The sequence below is a fragment of the Citrobacter sp. Cy070 genome (genome assembly GCF_030332245.1).
Lineage (GTDB): Bacteria > Pseudomonadota > Gammaproteobacteria > Enterobacterales > Enterobacteriaceae > Citrobacter > Citrobacter youngae.
In genome coordinates, this window is record NZ_JAOWIG010000089.1 from 102,996 (window position 1) to 119,795 (window position 16,800).

Below are 16,800 nucleotides of genomic sequence, written 5' to 3' on the forward strand. Positions count from 1 at the left end.
TTCACATCTGATAATACAAACATGATTTTTATAACATTCTTAATGTTTTATGCCTGGCCGAAGCCAGGCATACGTGTATCAGGAGAGAACGTATTTCTCAATCGCCCAGGCTACGCCGTCTTCAAGATTGGATTTCGTCACGAAGTTAGCCACTTCTTTCACCGACGAAATAGCATTATCCATTGCAACGCCTACGCCTGCGTATTCGATCATCGCGATATCATTTTCCTGATCGCCAATCGCCATCACCTCTTCGGCTTTAATTCCTAACGCATCGGCCAGCGATTTCACGCCAGTGCCTTTATTAACGCGTTTATCCAGAATTTCGAGGAAATACGGCGCACTTTTCAGTACGGTGTACTTCTCTTTTACCTCTGCTGGAATACGCGAGATGGCTTGATCGAGGATTTCTGGTTCATCAATCATCATCACTTTCAGGAACTGGGTCGCCGGGTCCATTTTCTCTGCTTCACAGAACACCAGCGGGATGGTCGCGACAAAAGACTCATGCACCGTGTAGTAACTGATATCACGGTTGGCGGTATACAGAGTATTGCGATCGAGTGCGTGGAAATGCGAGCCGACCGTCCTGGAGAGTTGTTCCAGGAAGCGGTAATCATCATAGCTCAGCGCGGTTTGCGCGACGGTGCTTCCATCTCCGGCTTTCTGCACCAGCGCGCCGTTGTAGGTAATACAGTAGTCACCGGGTTGTTCCATATGCAGTTCTTTCAGATAGCTGTGGACGCCAGCATACGGGCGCCCCGTGGTCAGCACCACATTCACACCTCGCGCGCGTGCCGCGGCAATCGCCGTTTTGACCGCTGGTGAAATGGTGTGATCGGGCAGCAGAAGTGTGCCATCCATGTCGATAGCAATAAGTTTGATAGCCATGAGTTCCCCGGATTAAATGAGTCCATCCTCATGCTAACGCGATTCCGCTCAAAAAACAGCTACGAAAAGGGGGATGGAAAGGGGAATCGGGATTCCCCTTTTGACAATCGATGGTAGGGCGGATAGGGCCTGAGCCGCCATCCGGCAAACGCAGACGAACTGCCTGATGGCGCTTCGCTTATCAGGCCTACAGGAGCAGGCCTGAGGTACATGTTAGATATCGATATTCGCCGCTTTCAGGGCGTTTTCTTCGATAAATGCACGACGCGGTTCAACAGCATCACCCATCAGCGTGGTGAACAACTGGTCAGCGGCAATCGCATCCTTCACGGTAACGCGCAGCATACGGCGGCTTTCCGGATCCATGGTAGTTTCCCACAGCTGTTCCGGGTTCATCTCGCCCAGACCTTTATAGCGCTGAATCGCGAGGCCACGACGGGACTCTTTCACCAGCCAGTCCAGCGCCTGCTCGAAGCTGGCAACTGGCTGACGACGCTCGCCACGTTCGATAAACGCATCGTCTTCGATCAGGCCACGTAGTTTCTCACCCAGCGTGCAGATACGACGGTATTCGCCGCCGGTCACAAACTCGTGATCCAGCGGATAGTCGGTATCAACACCGTGGGTACGCACGCGGATCACCGGCTCGAACAGGTTCAGTTCAGCGTCTTTACGCACAAAGCTGTTCCAGGTGCTGCCGTGCATTTCGTTTTCATTCAGCACGTTAACCAGCTGGGAAACCCAGGCAGTGACTTTCGCTTCATCAGTGAGATCGGCTTCAGCCAGCGTCGGTTGATAAACCAGTTCTTTCAACAGCGCTTTCGGGAAACGGCGTTCCATACGGCCAATCATTTTCTGCGTGGCGTTGTATTCAGAAACCAGTTTTTCCAGCGCATCACCCGCCAGCGCTGGCGCGTGGGCATTGGTGTGCAGCGTAGCACCATCAAGGGCGATAGAGATCTGGTACTGATCCATCGCTTCATCGTCTTTGATGTACTGTTCCTGCTTGCCTTTCTTCACTTTGTACAGCGGCGGCTGCGCAATGTAGACGTGGCCGCGCTCAACGATTTCCGGCATCTGACGATAGAAGAAGGTCAACAGCAACGTACGGATGTGCGAGCCATCGACGTCCGCATCGGTCATGATGATGATGCTGTGATAACGCAGTTTGTCCGGGTTGTACTCGTCGCGACCGATGCCGCAGCCCAGCGCGGTGATCAGCGTCGCCACTTCCTGAGAAGAGAGCATCTTGTCGAAGCGCGCCTTCTCAACGTTAAGAATTTTACCCTTCAGCGGCAGAATCGCCTGGTTTTTACGGTTACGTCCCTGCTTCGCAGAGCCGCCCGCTGAGTCCCCTTCCACCAGGTACAGTTCAGAGTGAGCCGGGTCGCGTTCCTGACAGTCCGCCAGTTTGCCCGGCAGACCCGCTAAGTCCAGCGCACCTTTACGGCGGGTCATTTCACGCGCACGACGTGCCGCTTCACGAGCACGCGCCGCATCAATAATTTTGCCGACGACGATTTTCGCGTCAGACGGGTTTTCCAGCAGGTATTCGCTCAGCAGTTCGTTCATCTGCTGTTCTACCGCCGATTTCACCTCAGAAGAGACCAGCTTGTCTTTGGTCTGGGAGGAGAATTTCGGATCCGGTACCTTCACGGAAACAACGGCAATCAGGCCTTCACGGGCATCGTCACCGGTGGCGCTGACTTTCGCTTTTTTGCTGTAGCCTTCTTTGTCCATGTAGGCGTTCAGGGTACGGGTCATCGCCGCACGGAAGCCTGCAAGGTGAGTACCGCCATCACGCTGCGGAATGTTGTTGGTGAAGCAGTAGATGTTTTCCTGGAAACCATCGTTCCACTGCAGCGCAACTTCAACGCCAATACCGTCTTTTTCGGTGGAGAAGTAGAAGATATTCGGGTGGATCGGCGTTTTGTTTTTGTTGAGGTATTCAACAAACGCCTTGATGCCGCCTTCGTAGTGGAAATGATCTTCTTTGCCATCGCGCTTATCGCGCAGACGAATAGACACGCCGGAGTTCAGGAATGACAGCTCGCGCAGACGCTTAGCCAGAATGTCGTATTCGAACTCAACGACGTTGGTAAAGGTTTCGTGGCTTGGCCAGAAACGGACCTGAGTCCCCGTCATTTCTGTTTCGCCAGTTACTGCCAGCGGCGCCTGCGGCACACCGTGCACGTAAGTTTGCTGATGCACTTTGCCTTCACGACGAATCACCAGTTCCAGCTTCTGTGACAGGGCGTTAACGACGGAAACACCCACACCGTGCAGACCGCCGGAAACTTTATAGGAGTTATCATCGAATTTACCGCCTGCGTGCAAAACGGTCATGATAACTTCCGCTGCCGAAACGCCCTCTTCCGGGTGAATACCGGTTGGGATACCACGGCCATCATCGGTAACGGACACGGAGTTGTCAGCGTGAATCGTTACCACGATATCTTTACAGTGACCCGCGAGCGCTTCGTCGATAGCGTTATCTACCACCTCGAATACCATGTGGTGCAGACCGGTGCCGTCATCCGTGTCGCCGATATACATACCCGGGCGCTTACGCACCGCATCCAGTCCTTTCAGGACTTTGATACTGGAGGAGTCATAAGAATTCGACATCAACGTTTCTCGCTCATTTTATCTTGGGTTAATCCGTTATTTTACCCTTTTCCACGGTAAACATCTTCGAATTTTCATCGGACATGTCTATAACGTGTTCAGCGCTGATTGCGCTGACAAAGACCTGAGATTGCGTGGCTTTTAAGCGGCTGGCCAGCAGTCCGCGACGCGCGTCATCCAGTTCAGAGGCAAAATCATCTATCAGGTACAGGCAGCGCCGCCCGCTTTCACGGGTCAGAAACTCCCCTTGCGCCAGACGTAAGGCGCACATCAGCAGCTTGAGCTGCCCACGCGACAACGTATCTTCCACCGGCGCACCGTCGGCGCGAATGCGGAAATCCGCCTTATGCGGGCCGTGCGCGGTGTAGGTCAACATGCGATCGCGTTCAAAACTGCGTTCCAGCACTTCGGCGTAATCTGTCTCTTTCTCCCAGCCGCGCTGGAAAGAGAAGGAGAGAGAAAATTCGGGAAGAAACTGCTGGCAGGTATCCGCCATATCCTGCGCGATACCGGCGCTGTACTCCGCGCGCCAGGTGCTGATTTGTTCCGCCAGTGGGATCAGTTCTTTATCCCACGGGCGGAGTTGCTCATAACGACTTACCTGGCGCAGTGCCGCATTGCGCTGCTTGAGCAGGCGCTTCAGGTTGCTCCAGGCGGTGAAAAATCCGGCTTCATTGTGAAAGCATCCCCAGTCAAGGAATGCTCTTCTGTATTTGGGGCCGCCATTGAGTAAAGTAAACCCCTCGGGCGTGATCAGCTGCATCGGCATCAGGTGCGCCAGTTCCGCGACCTTGTGCCCGTCAGTGCCGTCAATGCGCACTTTACTGTCGCCCAGTTTGTCTTTCGTCAGGCCAATCGACGTCTCACGCTCATCACCCTGCAAACGCCCGTGTAAAACAAACGATTCCTGCTCGTGGCGAATCACGCGGCCAATTTGCAAACTGCGAAACGCCCGGCCGTGGCCGAGCGTATAGATAGCTTCCAGCACGCTGGTTTTGCCGCTGCCGTTAGCGCCTACCAGGAAGTTAAAGCCGGGAGATAAAGCGAGATCCGCGTTTTCGATATTACGAAAATCGCGGATCAACAGGCGGGTCAGCGACATTACAGTCTCATTGGCATAACAACGTAAGCCGCGCTCTGGCTGGCTGCATCTTCAATTTGTACGCTGGAGACGGAATCGGTCAGCAGAATACGCACGTTTTCGCACTTCAGCGCGTTCAGAACGTCCAGTACGTAGCTAACGTTAAAGCCGATTTCCAGTTCTGTACCAGGATAGGAGACATCCAGAATTTCTTCGGCTTCTTCCTGCTCCGGGTTATTAGCGGTGATTTTCAGCTGGTTTTCACTGACATACAGACGCACGCCGCGGAATTTCTCGTTAGAGAGGATCGCCGCACGAGCAAACGCCTGTTTGAGGATATCGCAACCTGCTTCCAGATGTTTGTCCGGATTCTTCGGCAGTACGCGGCGATAATCCGGGAAACGACCGTCAACCAGCTTGGAGGTAAAGATGAAATCACCCACGTGCGCACGAATATTGTTGCTGCCAATCTGTACGCGCAGCGGGTTATCGCCGCCGTCGAGCATACGCATCAGTTCAATCACGCCTTTACGCGGTACGATCACCGAATGGCTGGGCAACGGCTGACCGACAGGCATTGAACAGACCGCCAGGCGGTGACCGTCGGTCGCCACGGTACGCAGCTCTTCCCCTTCGGTTTCAAACAGCATGCCGTTTAAATAGTAACGCACGTCCTGATGCGCCATTGAAAACTGCGTGGCTTCAATCAGACGCTTCATCGTCGCCTGCGGTAGCGTGAATTCGACTTCGCTCTGCCAGTCGTCCAGATTCGGGAAGTCGGCGGCAGGCAGCGTGGACAGCGAGAAACGGCTGCGGCCAGAACGCACCAGCATACGGTCGCCTTCCAGTTGAACGGCAATTTCTGCGCCTTCCGGCAACCCGCGGCAAATATCGAAGAATTTACGCGCCGGAACGGTGGTCGCACCAGGTTCATGCGGCTGGATCAGCGCCACGCGCGCCACCATCTCCATTTCGAGATCGGTACCGGTCAGAGAAAGCGCACCGTCAGCAACCTGCAGCAGCAGGTTTCCGAGGATCGGCAGTGTAGGACGTCCACCCAGCGGGCCGCTGACCTGCTGAAGCGGTTTTAATAAATGTTCACGTTCAACGGTAAATTTCATAGCGTCACGAAGATAATGTTCTGATTAAATTGGAGAAATCTTCTTTAATATCATGGCTTTCTTCACGCAACTGCTCAATCTTACGGCAGGCATGAAGCACGGTAGTATGGTCGCGCCCACCAAACGCATCGCCAATTTCCGGCAGACTGTGGTTAGTGAGCTCTTTTGCCAGCGCCATCGCCATCTGACGCGGACGTGCTACCGAACGAGATCGACGCTTAGAAAGCAGATCCGCAATTTTGATTTTGTAATACTCTGCCACCGTCTTTTGAATATTGTCGATGGTGACCAGCTTTTCCTGCAAAGCCAGCAGATCGCGCAGCGCTTCACGCACGAAATCGATAGTAATTGCCCGGCCGGTAAAATTGGCGTTAGCGATCACGCGGTTCAGTGCGCCTTCCAGTTCACGCACGTTAGAGCGTAGACGCTTGGCGATAAAGAACGCCACTTCACCCGGCAGACGAATGTCGTTTTCGTCAGCCTTTTTCATCAGGATCGCGACGCGTGTTTCCAGCTCAGGCGGCTCGATCGCGACAGTCAGTCCCCAGCCGAAGCGAGATTTCAGACGATCTTCAACGCCGTTGATCTCCTTCGGATAGCGATCCGAGGTCAGGATGATCTGCTGATTACCTTCCAGCAGGGCATTAAAGGTGTGGAAAAATTCTTCCTGTGAACGTTCTTTATTAGCAAAGAATTGAATATCGTCAATCAGCAGCGCATCAACGGAACGGTAATAGCGTTTAAACTCTTCGATCGCATTGTTTTGCAGGGCTTTAACCATGTCCTGCACAAAACGCTCGGAGTGCATATACACCACTTTTGCGTTCGGCTTACGCGCCATAATGCCGTTACCGACAGCGTGCAGCAGGTGGGTTTTACCCAGACCCGTACCGCCATAAAGGAATAACGGATTGTAGGCGCCGCCTGGATTGTCCGCCACCTGACGTGCCGCCGCGCGCGCCAGTTGGTTAGATTTACCTTCAACGAAGTTATCAAACGTATGTTTGACGTTGACGTTAGAGCGATAGGTAGGTTCAGCCGGAGCCGGGACGTTATCCCAGCCAGGGCGCGCTGCCGGTACGGTACGTTGCGGTTGCACTTGCTGAGCCACGTGGGCGGGCGCCACAACGTTGTTGACCGGCGTTTTCAGCGTTTGCGTAACGGGTTTAGTGCCAACCTCAAAACGCAGCTGTGGGGCATCCGCTCCGCAAAAATTATTGAGTAATCCATTAATATTATTAAGGTATTTATCCCTTACCCAATCGAGCACGAAACGGTTTGGCGCATACAAAGCCAGCGTGTTATCGCTCAGTTCCGCCTGCAACGGGCGTATCCACATACTGAATTCTGTGGCTGGTAACTCATCCTGCAATCGGGCAAGACACTGCTGCCAAAGCGAAAGTGACACGGCGGACTCCACTCGAACAAAAGTCGATAAATGACAAAGGCTGAAACATTCATGATTGTTGACGCACATCGACAAGACCCTATGCAAAGGGTGACGTGCGAATTGCTATCTGCAATTTTTACCCGATCAGGATCCATTGAAACGATCAGGACCGCGGATCATAGCGTAAACTGAGAAAGAGATCTTCTGTTTCTCACAGATTCTTCCCGATTTATCCACAGGATGATCCAGAATCGGCTAAGTGTAAACGATCCTGGAGAAGTGCTGCAGGTTTTCGCGCGCATATTGAAAAAATTAATGAGTAAAGATGCTTTACTGCTTAAACGATCTAATAAAGATCCCGTGCGATCCTTGCGCTTTATCCACCAGCCCGTATAATTCTTACCCCCAGCGAGTAACGGTCGCCTTACGGCGTCAACGCTGCCTGTTTTTTACACAAAACCACGTGAAAAAAAACGGGATATAAGGAAAGAGAATTGACTCCGGAGTGTACAATTATTACAATCCGGCCTCTTTAATCACCCACACTGTGGCGTAAGTCGTTCGAAATTCGTTCGGGTATACGCAAAAGTCAGTGAATTTATTCAAGTTTAGGTAGAAATCGCCATGAAACGCACTTTTCAACCGTCTGTACTGAAGCGCAACCGTTCTCACGGCTTCCGTGCTCGTATGGCAAATAAAAATGGTCGTCAGGTTCTGGCACGTCGTCGTGCTAAAGGCCGTTCTCGTCTGACCGTTTCTAAGTAATAAAAGCTAGCCCCTGAGTGGTTAAGCTCGCATTTCCCAGGGAGTTACGTTTGTTAACTCCCACTCATTTCACATTCGTCTTCCAGCAGCCACAACGGGCTGGCACGCCGCAAATCACCATCCTCGGCCGCCTGAATTCGCTGGGGCATCCCCGTATCGGTCTTACCGTCGCCAAGAAAAATGTTAAACGTGCGCATGAACGTAATCGGATTAAACGTCTGACGCGTGAAAGCTTCCGTTTACGTCAGCACGAGCTTCCAGCAATGGATTTCGTGGTGGTGGCGAAAAAAGGGGTTGCTGACCTCGATAACCGTGCTCTCTCGGAAGCGTTGGAAAAATTATGGCGTCGCCATTGTCGCCTGGCTCGCGGGTCCTGATAGCCCTCATTCGGGTCTATCAACGCCTGATCAGTCCGCTGCTTGGGCCGCATTGCCGTTTCACTCCAACCTGTTCGAGCTACGGAATTGAGGCATTGCGCAGGTTTGGAGTGATAAAAGGCAGTTGGTTGACGGTGAAACGCGTATTAAAATGCCACCCTTTACACCCTGGTGGTGACGATCCCGTCCCGCCCGGACCATTTGATACCAGAGAACACTAACGATGGATTCGCAACGCAATCTTTTAGTCATCGCTTTGCTGTTCGTGTCTTTCATGATCTGGCAAGCCTGGGAGCAGGATAAAAATCCGCAACCTCAGGCCCAACAGACCACGCAGACAACGACCACCGCAGCGGGTAGCGCCGCCGACCAGGGCGTACCGGCCAGTGGCCAGGGGAAACTGATTACGGTTAAAACTGACGTGCTTGATCTGACCATCAACACCCGTGGTGGTGATGTGGAACAGGCTTCACTGCCAGCTTACCCGAAAGAACTGGGTTCTACCGAACCGTTCCAGTTACTGGAAACCACGCCACAGTTCATCTACCAGGCACAAAGTGGCCTGACAGGTCGTGACGGCCCGGATAACCCGGCTAACGGCCCGCGTCCGCTGTACAACGTCGAAAAAGACGCGTTTGTACTGGCTGACGGTCAGAACGAACTGCAGATCCCGATGACCTATACTGACGCAGCGGGTAACACATTCACTAAAACGTTTGTACTCAAGCGTGGTGAATATGCTGTCAACGTTAACTACAGCGTGCAGAACGCCGGCGAAAAACCGCTGGAAGTCTCCACCTTTGGTCAGCTGAAGCAATCCATCAATCTGCCATCTCATCGTGACACCGGTAGCAGCAACTTTGCGCTGCACACCTTCCGTGGCGCGGCGTACTCCACGCCAGATGAGAAGTATGAGAAATACAAATTCGACACCATTGCTGACAACGAAAACCTGAACGTCAATGCTAAAGACGGTTGGGTTGCAATGCTGCAACAGTATTTCGCCACGGCATGGGTTCCGCGTAACGACGGCACCAACAACTTCTATACCGCTAACCTGGGTAACGGCATTGCCGCTATCGGCTATAAATCACAGCCGGTATTGGTACAGCCTGGTCAGACTGGCGCGATGACCAGCACCCTGTGGGTCGGCCCGGAAATTCAGGATAAAATGGCGGCCGTTGCACCGCACCTGGATCTGACCGTGGATTACGGCTGGTTGTGGTTCATCTCTCAGCCGCTGTTCAAACTGCTGAAATGGATCCATAGCTTCCTGGGTAACTGGGGCTTCTCCATCATCGTTATCACCTTTATCGTTCGTGGCATCATGTACCCGCTGACCAAAGCGCAGTACACCTCCATGGCGAAGATGCGTATGCTGCAGCCGAAGATTCAGGCAATGCGTGAGCGTCTGGGTGATGACAAACAGCGTCAGAGCCAGGAAATGATGGCCCTGTACAAAGCTGAGAAGGTTAACCCGCTGGGCGGCTGCTTCCCGCTGATCATCCAGATGCCAATCTTCCTGGCGTTGTACTACATGCTGATGGGCTCCATTGAGCTGCGTCATGCGCCGTTCGCGCTGTGGATCCATGACCTGTCCGCACAGGACCCGTACTACATCCTGCCGATCCTGATGGGCGTGACGATGTTCTTCATTCAGAAGATGTCTCCGACCACCGTGACCGACCCGATGCAGCAGAAGATCATGACCTTTATGCCGGTCATCTTCACCGTGTTCTTCCTGTGGTTCCCGTCAGGTCTGGTGCTGTACTATATCGTCAGCAACCTGGTAACCATTATTCAGCAGCAGCTGATTTACCGTGGTCTGGAGAAGCGTGGCCTGCATAGCCGCGAGAAGAAAAACTCCTGATTCGGTGTAGGCTGGATTAGGCGAAGCCGCCATCCGGCAAACGGAACATAAAGTAAAGGGCGGTCATTAGACCGCCTTTTTTATTGCATTAAGAAGAGACAAACCATGAGCCATAACGACACCATCGTCGCTCAGGCCACCCCACCGGGACGTGGTGGCGTGGGTATCCTGCGTATCTCCGGCCTGAAGGCGCGCGAGGTCGCAGAAACCGTACTGGGGAAACTGCCAAAACCGCGTTATGCCGATTATCTGCCGTTTAAAGACGCGGATGGCAGCGCGCTGGATCAGGGGATTGCCCTGTGGTTCCCCGGCCCGAACTCCTTTACCGGTGAAGACGTTTTAGAGCTTCAGGGCCACGGCGGTCCGGTGATTCTTGACCTGCTGCTCAAACGTATTCTGACCATTCCCGGGCTGCGCATTGCCAGACCGGGTGAATTCTCCGAGCGAGCTTTTCTCAATGATAAGCTCGATTTAGCCCAGGCAGAGGCTATTGCCGACCTGATCGATGCCAGCTCGGAGCAAGCCGCTCGCTCGGCGCTGAATTCGTTGCAGGGTGCATTTTCCGCACGGGTAAATCATCTTGTGGAAGCGCTCACTCACCTGCGCATCTATGTCGAAGCGGCGATCGACTTCCCGGATGAAGAAATCGACTTCCTGTCTGACGGCAAGATTGAAGCCCAGCTCAATAGCGTTATCAGCGATCTTGATGCCGTTCGTGCCGAAGCGCGTCAGGGCAGCCTGCTGCGCGAAGGGATGAAGGTAGTCATTGCCGGTCGCCCTAACGCCGGGAAATCGAGCCTGCTGAACGCGCTGGCTGGCCGTGAGGCGGCTATTGTGACCGACATTGCGGGGACGACTCGCGACGTATTGCGTGAGCATATTCATATCGACGGTATGCCGCTGCACATCATCGATACTGCCGGTCTGCGCGATGCCAGCGATGAAGTTGAACGCATTGGTATCGAACGTGCCTGGCAGGAAATCGAACAAGCCGACCGTGTGCTGTTTATGGTGGATGGCACCACCACCGACGCCGTAGATCCGGCGGATATCTGGCCAGACTTTATTGCGCGTTTACCGGCAAAACTGCCGATTACCGTGGTGCGTAACAAAGCGGATATTACCGGTGAAAAGCTGGGTCTCAGCGAAGTAAATGGCCACTCACTGGTTCGTCTCTCCGCACGTACCGGTGAAGGTGTTGACGTACTGCGTAACCATCTCAAACAGAGCATGGGCTTTGAAACCAATATGGAAGGTGGCTTCCTGGCGCGTCGTCGTCACCTGCAGGCGCTGGCAGAAGCGGCGGAGCATCTCGAGCAGGGTAAAGCCCAACTGCTTGGCGCATGGGCCGGAGAATTGCTGGCAGAGGAGTTGCGTCTGGCGCAGCAGAACCTCAGTGAGATCACCGGGGAATTTACCTCCGACGATCTGCTGGGACGGATTTTCTCCAGCTTCTGTATTGGCAAATAATGTTGTATTGCCCGGTGGCGCGATGCTTACCGGGACTACAGGCCCCGTAGGCCGGATAAGGCGTTTACACCGCCATCCGGCAACAACAATTTCCCATGCGGAAATCACTGTTGTCCAAATGGCAACTCGTGCAGTTGACTCTCTGACCGTATGCTTAGCGCCACATTTCTCATGAGGTCGCTATGACACGCTTTCTAATCTGCAGTTTCGCCCTGGTTCTTCTTTATCCTGCCGGTATTGATATGTATCTGGTGGGGCTGCCCCGTATTGCGGCTGATCTACAGGCCAGCGAGGCGCAGTTGCATATCGCGTTTTCGGTTTATCTGGCGGGAATGGCGACGGCGATGCTTTTCGCCGGAAAAGTTGCCGACCAGTCGGGTCGTAAACCGGTCGCCATTGTCGGTGCCCTCATTTTTATTTTCGCCTCTGCGCTGTGTTCGTTCGCCGAAAGCGGCACCCCGTTTCTCGCAGGCCGCTTTATTCAGGGCGTAGGCGCCGGCTGTTGCTACGTGGTGGCTTTCGCCATCCTGCGCGATACGCTCGACGATCGCCGCCGGGCGAAGGTACTGTCGCTGTTGAACGGTATTACCTGTATCGTGCCGGTGCTGGCTCCGGTGATGGGGCACCTGATTATGCTCAAATACCCGTGGCAGAGCCTGTTCTACACGATGATGGGCATGGGCGTGGTCGTTTGCCTGCTGTCGGTGTTTATCCTGCGAGAATCGCGCCCAGCGACGCTCTCGACCTCTACGCAGAGCGATCATCGCGCAGAGTCGCTGGTAAACCGTTTTTTCTTAAGCCGTCTGGCCATTACCACCCTCAGCGTGTCGGTGATCCTGACCTTCGTGAATACGTCTCCGGTGCTGCTGATGGAAGTTATGGGCTTCGACCGCGGCGAGTACGCCACTACCATGGCCATGACCGCAGGCATCAGTATGGCGGTCTCTTTCTCTACGCCATTCGCACTGAGTATTTTTAAACCCCGCATCCTGATGCTGACTTCACAGGTCTTGTTCCTGGCTGCGGGCATCGTGTTAATCCTTGCCAGTACGCACGCGGTAACGTTGTTCGGGTTAACCTTAATCTGCGCCGGATTCTCGGTCGGTTTCGGCGTTGCCATGAGCCAGGCGCTGGGGCCGTTCTCGCTGCGCGCAGGCGTCGCCAGCTCGGCATTAGGCATTGCCCAGGTTTGCGGTTCATCTCTATGGATTTGGTTGGCTGCCATCCTCGGTCTCGACGCACTGAATATGCTGATCGGGATTCTGATTGGTTGTAGCATAGTGAGTATCATGCTGATTATCACTGTTGCACCAAACCGGCCCACACCAACTCATGAAGAAATCCCTCAGCAGTCTCGATCTTAATTTACTGCTCTGCCTGCAACTCCTGATGCAGGAACGCAGCGTCACTAAAACCGCCAAACGGATGAACGTCACGCCGTCGGCGGTCAGCAAATCGCTGTCGAAGCTGAGAGCCTGGTTTGACGATCCCTTGTTTGTTAACACCCCGCTGGGGCTAACGCCAACGCCGCTGATGCTCAACATGGAACAGAGCCTGGCGGAGTGGATGCAGATGGGCAATCAATTGCTCGATAAGCCACACCATGAAGCACCACGTGGGCTGAAGTTTGATTTAGTGGCTGAAACGCCGCTGGTGATGATCATGTTTAACGCGCTCTCCCAACAGATCTACCAACGTTATCCACAGGCAACGATCAAAGTGCACAACTGGGATTACGATTCGCTGGATGCCATTATCCGTGGCGAGGTGGATATCGGCTTTACCGGACGTGAAAGTCACCCGCGCTCGCGTGAATTGCTGAGTCTGCTACCGTTATCGATCGACCACGAGGTCCTGTTTTCCGATCTCCCCTGCGTCTGGTTGCGTGAAGACCACCCGGCATTGCAGGAAGAGTGGAATCTGGAAACATTCCTGCGCTATCCCCATATCAGCATTAGCTGGGAGCAGAGCGACACCTGGGCGCTGGACGATGTGCTTCAGGAGATGGGGCGTGCGCGTAACATCGCATTGTGTCTGCCAGGCTTTGAGCAGTCGCTGTTTATGGCAGCGCAGCCGGATCACGCGCTGATTGCCACCGCACCGGTTTATTGCCAGCGTTATAACCAACTCCACCAGCTTCCGCTCGTGGCACGTCCAATGCCTTTTGATGCAGCGCAACTGGAAAAAATGCGCGTCCCGTTCACCCTACTTTGGCATAAACGCAACAGCCACAATCCTAAGATCGTATGGCTGAAAGAGACGATCAAGGCACTCTATCGCGAGATGTCATGAAGATCCTTTGCTATATTGTTGTTTTATTAACCTCCCTGGCGCTGGAAATGTAAATGTCGCGTAATGTATCCCGATTCCGTTTACTTTTTGGGCAGTAAAGCCTGCCTGGAAGCCGCGTAAATGTTACTCTGATAATAATCACGGACCATTAATCACGGAGCGAAAAATGGCGACACATTTTGCCAGAGGGATTCTTACGGAGGGACACCTGGTTTCAGTTCGCCTCCCTACTCCATGTCATTTTGAAGTAAGAAATCTACCCACTCACCGCCGAACACGCTTTCTGGCCTCCCGAAGTCTTCTCGCTGAACTGATGTTTATGCTTTACGGCACCAGCACATTGCCCGAGATTGTTACCGAGGCGAAAGGTAAGCCCGTTTTTCGCGATAAAAACCTGCCTGGCTTTTCGATTTCCTATGCCGGGAATATTGTCGGCGTCGCGCTTACCACAGAAGGTTCATGCGGTCTGGATATGGAGCTTCAGCGGGCAACTCGCGGGTTCCATACCCCGAATGCCACAGATTCCTACCGCTTTTCCAGTAACGAAAACCTGTGGATCAATAATCAAAACGACCCCAATGAAGCGCGTGCGCAGCTCATAACGTTACGCCAGAGCGTTCTCAAGCTCACTGGCGACGTGTGCAATGACGATCCACGTGAACTCCAGCTGTTACCGGGTGCGGGCCGTCTGAGATGTGCTCACGTTACGCAGATAGAAGCCATTTGCGATGCCGAAGATGTGCTGGTGTGGTCGGTCGCGGTCACGCCAACCATTGAAAAACTCAACGTTTGGGAGTTTGATGGTAAACAGGACTGGAAAAGCTTGCCTGATATCCAGACACGCGCCAATGAGCCAACGGGTCGCCTGATCCGGTTCTCGCAATTATGCGCAGCGAAGAGCCATACGCTTTGATTTAACCTTCATGATGAAACAGGAGTAACCATGTCTGAAACATTGAATGTTGTTACGTTACTGGGGAGCCTGCGCAAGGGTTCGTTTAATGGAATGGTTGCCCGTACGCTGCCAAAAATTGCCCCCGCGGGGATGGAAGTGAATGCATTACCGTCGATTGGGGATATTCCTCTGTACGATGCCGACCTCCAGCAGGAAGAGGGTTTTCCGGCAAGTGTAGAAGCGCTGGCGGAACAAATCAGGAAGGCTGACGGCGTCGTTATCGTCACACCGGAATACAACTATTCTGTTCCTGGCGGGCTGAAAAATGCCATCGACTGGCTGTCCCGCCTGCCCGATCAACCATTATCCGGCAAACCGGTGCTGATCCAGACCAGCTCCATGGGCGCCATTGGCGGCGCGCGCTGCCAGTATCATCTGCGTCAAATCCTGGTGTTCCTCGACGCGATGGTAATGAACAAGCCGGAATTTATGGGCGGCGTGATTCAGAATAAAGTGGACCCGCAGGCGGGTGAAGTGATCGACCAAAGCACGCTGGACCATCTGACCGGTCAGCTGACCGCATTTGGCGACTATATTCAACGTGTAAAAGCCTAAAGAAAAAGCCCGCCAGCAACGATGCCTGGCGGGCCGTTGTCCAGACCGATATTTTAGTGCGCGTCGATAAACACAATCTTCAGTACAAACAGCAGCGCGACAACGATGACGCACGGGCTGAGATCGCGGAAACGTCCGGTACCTATTTTCATCACGCAGTAAGAGATAAAGCCCAGCGCAATACCTTCGGTGATCGAGAAGCTAAACGGCATCATCACGGCGGTAATAAACGCTGGAACCGCTTCAGTCAGGTCATCCCACTTCACGCGCGACAGGCTTGATGTCATCAGGACGCCAACGTAAATCAGCGCACCTGCGGCGGCATATCCCGGCACCATTCCCGCCAACGGCGACAGGAAGATAACCAGCAGGAACAACAGACCGACAACGACCGCGGTCAGGCCAGTACGCCCACCAACAGAAACCCCGGAAGAAGACTCAATATAGGCGGTAACGGAGGAGGTACCGATAAACGCGCCGGTAACAGACGACACGCTATCGACAAACAGCGCCTGCTTCATGCGTGGGAACTTGCCCTTCGCGTCTGCCAGACCGGCTTTATCCGTCACGCCAATCAGGGTACCGGAGGAGTCAAACAGGTTCACCAGCATGAACGAGAAAATCACGCCCGCAAGGCCAATGTTAAACGAACCGGCCAGGTCAACATGCCCGATAACCGACATCACGCTCGGCGGCGCGGAGACGATCCCGCTGTAATGGACATCACCCAGCATCCAACCCAGCAGCGTGGTCACGATGATAGAGATCAGCACCGCCGCATGAATATTACGTGACGCCAGAATCGCGATGATAAAGAAGCCCAGAATGCCGAGCAGTACGCTGTGGGACGTCAGGTTGCCGATAGATACCAGCGTGTCTTTGTTGGCGACGATAACGCCGGCGTTTTTCAGCCCCATCATACCGATGAACAGACCGATACCGCTGGTGATCCCCACGCGCAGGCTCACCGGGATATTGGCAATCATCCAGTAACGTACGCGGAAAATGGTCAGCAGCAGCAGACCTATCGCACCCCAGAAGATTGCGCCCATACCTATCTGCCATGACAGGCCCATCGCGCCAACGACCACGAAGGCAAAGAATGCGTTCAGGCCCATAGCAGGTGCCAGCGCAACCGGCAGATTGGCAAAAAGCCCCATCAGGATGCTACCAAATGCAGCAATAAGGCAGGTGGTAACAAAGACGGCGCTGGTATCCATGCCAGCCACGCCAAGAATTTGCGGGTTAACAAAAACGATATACACCATCGTCAGGAAGGTGGTTAAACCGGCGATCACTTCGGTCCGTGCCGTTGTGCCATGCTCGCGCAGTTTGAACACGCGTTCCAGCATCCCCTGGCCAGAAGCCTGGGTTGTGTGTTGTTGACTCATTATCAATTTCCGAA

16 protein-coding genes are annotated in these 16,800 nt (G+C 53.7%); 10 read left to right on the forward strand and 6 right to left on the reverse strand.

Annotated elements, in window-relative coordinates; all coding sequences use genetic code 11:
- Window positions 1-78 precede the first annotated feature (78 nt).
- The 5 genes from yidA to dnaA form a co-directional block, all read right to left on the reverse strand.
- Window positions 79-891, reverse strand: coding sequence for a sugar-phosphatase (gene yidA / locus OGY19_RS20345; RefSeq protein ID WP_048213770.1), 813 nt, complete (start codon window positions 889-891; stop codon window positions 79-81).
- Window positions 892-1,104: 213 nt separating this feature from the next.
- A complete protein-coding gene (gene gyrB / locus OGY19_RS20350) occupies window positions 1,105-3,519 on the reverse strand; it encodes a DNA topoisomerase (ATP-hydrolyzing) subunit B (protein WP_048213771.1) in 2,415 nt (804 codons plus the stop codon).
- A 28-nt stretch (window positions 3,520-3,547) separates the two neighbouring features.
- On the reverse strand, window positions 3,548-4,621 hold the full coding sequence (gene recF / locus OGY19_RS20355) for a DNA replication/repair protein RecF (RefSeq protein WP_048213772.1): 1,074 nt from the start codon (window positions 4,619-4,621) through the stop codon (window positions 3,548-3,550).
- Window positions 4,621-5,721, reverse strand: coding sequence for a DNA polymerase III subunit beta (dnaN, locus tag OGY19_RS20360; protein WP_005121477.1), 1,101 nt, complete (start codon window positions 5,719-5,721; stop codon window positions 4,621-4,623). The genes recF and dnaN overlap by 1 nt, the downstream gene beginning before the upstream one ends.
- A 4-nt stretch (window positions 5,722-5,725) precedes the next feature.
- Window positions 5,726-7,129, reverse strand: a complete 1,404-nt coding sequence (dnaA, locus tag OGY19_RS20365) for a chromosomal replication initiator protein DnaA (protein ID WP_061066893.1) — start codon at window positions 7,127-7,129, stop codon at window positions 5,726-5,728.
- A gap of 297 nt (window positions 7,130-7,426) precedes the next feature.
- Here dnaA and OGY19_RS24635 point away from each other — a divergent pair, with 297 nt between their 5' ends.
- The 10 genes from OGY19_RS24635 (at window position 7,427) to OGY19_RS20410 (ending at window position 15,395) form a co-directional block, all read left to right on the forward strand.
- The gene (locus OGY19_RS24635; RefSeq protein ID WP_418221920.1) at window positions 7,427-7,507 is read left to right on the forward strand and encodes a hypothetical protein; all 81 of its coding nucleotides are present in this window, start codon (window positions 7,427-7,429) and stop codon (window positions 7,505-7,507) included.
- Window positions 7,508-7,735: 228 nt separating this feature from the next.
- On the forward strand, window positions 7,736-7,876 hold the full coding sequence (gene rpmH, locus OGY19_RS20370) for a 50S ribosomal protein L34 (protein WP_003023858.1): 141 nt from the start codon (window positions 7,736-7,738) through the stop codon (window positions 7,874-7,876).
- Between the two features lie 17 nt (window positions 7,877-7,893).
- On the forward strand, window positions 7,894-8,253 hold the full coding sequence (rnpA, locus tag OGY19_RS20375) for a ribonuclease P protein component (protein WP_003844432.1): 360 nt from the start codon (window positions 7,894-7,896) through the stop codon (window positions 8,251-8,253).
- Window positions 8,217-8,474, forward strand: a complete 258-nt coding sequence (gene yidD, locus OGY19_RS20380; protein ID WP_003023846.1) for a membrane protein insertion efficiency factor YidD — start codon at window positions 8,217-8,219, stop codon at window positions 8,472-8,474. The genes rnpA and yidD overlap by 37 nt, the downstream gene beginning before the upstream one ends.
- A gap of 2 nt (window positions 8,475-8,476) precedes the next feature.
- Window positions 8,477-10,123, forward strand: a complete 1,647-nt coding sequence (gene yidC, locus OGY19_RS20385) for a membrane protein insertase YidC (protein WP_048213774.1) — start codon at window positions 8,477-8,479, stop codon at window positions 10,121-10,123.
- A 105-nt stretch (window positions 10,124-10,228) separates the two neighbouring features.
- Entirely contained in the window at window positions 10,229-11,593 is a 1,365-nt protein-coding gene (gene mnmE / locus OGY19_RS20390) for a tRNA uridine-5-carboxymethylaminomethyl(34) synthesis GTPase MnmE (RefSeq protein ID WP_115601257.1), read from the forward strand.
- Between the two features lie 182 nt (window positions 11,594-11,775).
- Window positions 11,776-12,957: an MFS transporter gene (locus tag OGY19_RS20395; protein WP_115601256.1), complete on the forward strand. Its 1,182-nt coding sequence runs from the start codon at window positions 11,776-11,778 to the stop codon at window positions 12,955-12,957.
- Window positions 12,926-13,885 carry an HTH-type transcriptional regulator YidZ gene (gene yidZ / locus OGY19_RS20400; protein ID WP_048213776.1) on the forward strand — a complete coding sequence of 320 codons (960 nt, stop codon included), beginning with the start codon at window positions 12,926-12,928 and terminating at the stop codon, window positions 13,883-13,885. Before OGY19_RS20395 ends, yidZ begins: the two co-directional genes overlap by 32 nt.
- A 166-nt stretch (window positions 13,886-14,051) precedes the next feature.
- Window positions 14,052-14,798, forward strand: a complete 747-nt coding sequence (locus OGY19_RS20405; protein WP_048213777.1) for a 4'-phosphopantetheinyl transferase family protein — start codon at window positions 14,052-14,054, stop codon at window positions 14,796-14,798.
- Window positions 14,799-14,828: 30 nt separating this feature from the next.
- Window positions 14,829-15,395, forward strand: a complete 567-nt coding sequence (locus OGY19_RS20410; protein WP_048213778.1) for an NADPH-dependent FMN reductase — start codon at window positions 14,829-14,831, stop codon at window positions 15,393-15,395.
- A gap of 53 nt (window positions 15,396-15,448) precedes the next feature.
- Here OGY19_RS20410 and adeP read toward each other — a convergent pair whose 3' ends face one another.
- Complete coding sequence (gene adeP / locus OGY19_RS20415; RefSeq protein ID WP_048213779.1) at window positions 15,449-16,786, reverse strand: adenine permease AdeP; 1,338 nt, start codon at window positions 16,784-16,786, stop codon at window positions 15,449-15,451.
- Window positions 16,787-16,800: the final 14 nt, after the last annotated feature.

Bases quoted from the DNA above. Each gene is read 5' to 3' on its own strand.
- yidA (WP_048213770.1), bottom strand. From the start codon at position 891: ATGGCTATCAAACTTATTGCTATCGACATGGATGGCACACTTCTGCTG.
- gyrB (WP_048213771.1), bottom strand. From the start codon at position 3,519: ATGTCGAATTCTTATGACTCCTCCAGTATCAAAGTCCTGAAAGGACTG.
- recF (WP_048213772.1), bottom strand. From the start codon at position 4,621: ATGTCGCTGACCCGCCTGTTGATCCGCGATTTTCGTAATATCGAAAAC.
- dnaN (WP_005121477.1), bottom strand. From the start codon at position 5,721: ATGAAATTTACCGTTGAACGTGAACATTTATTAAAACCGCTTCAGCAG.
- OGY19_RS24635 (WP_418221920.1), top strand. From the start codon at position 7,427: ATGAGTAAAGATGCTTTACTGCTTAAACGATCTAATAAAGATCCCGTG.
- rpmH (WP_003023858.1), top strand. From the start codon at position 7,736: ATGAAACGCACTTTTCAACCGTCTGTACTGAAGCGCAACCGTTCTCAC.
- yidD (WP_003023846.1), top strand. From the start codon at position 8,217: ATGGCGTCGCCATTGTCGCCTGGCTCGCGGGTCCTGATAGCCCTCATT.
- yidC (WP_048213774.1), top strand. From the start codon at position 8,477: ATGGATTCGCAACGCAATCTTTTAGTCATCGCTTTGCTGTTCGTGTCT.
- mnmE (WP_115601257.1), top strand. From the start codon at position 10,229: ATGAGCCATAACGACACCATCGTCGCTCAGGCCACCCCACCGGGACGT.
- OGY19_RS20395 (WP_115601256.1), top strand. From the start codon at position 11,776: ATGACACGCTTTCTAATCTGCAGTTTCGCCCTGGTTCTTCTTTATCCT.
- yidZ (WP_048213776.1), top strand. From the start codon at position 12,926: ATGAAGAAATCCCTCAGCAGTCTCGATCTTAATTTACTGCTCTGCCTG.
- OGY19_RS20405 (WP_048213777.1), top strand. From the start codon at position 14,052: ATGGCGACACATTTTGCCAGAGGGATTCTTACGGAGGGACACCTGGTT.
- OGY19_RS20410 (WP_048213778.1), top strand. From the start codon at position 14,829: ATGTCTGAAACATTGAATGTTGTTACGTTACTGGGGAGCCTGCGCAAG.
- adeP (WP_048213779.1), bottom strand. From the start codon at position 16,786: ATGAGTCAACAACACACAACCCAGGCTTCTGGCCAGGGGATGCTGGAA.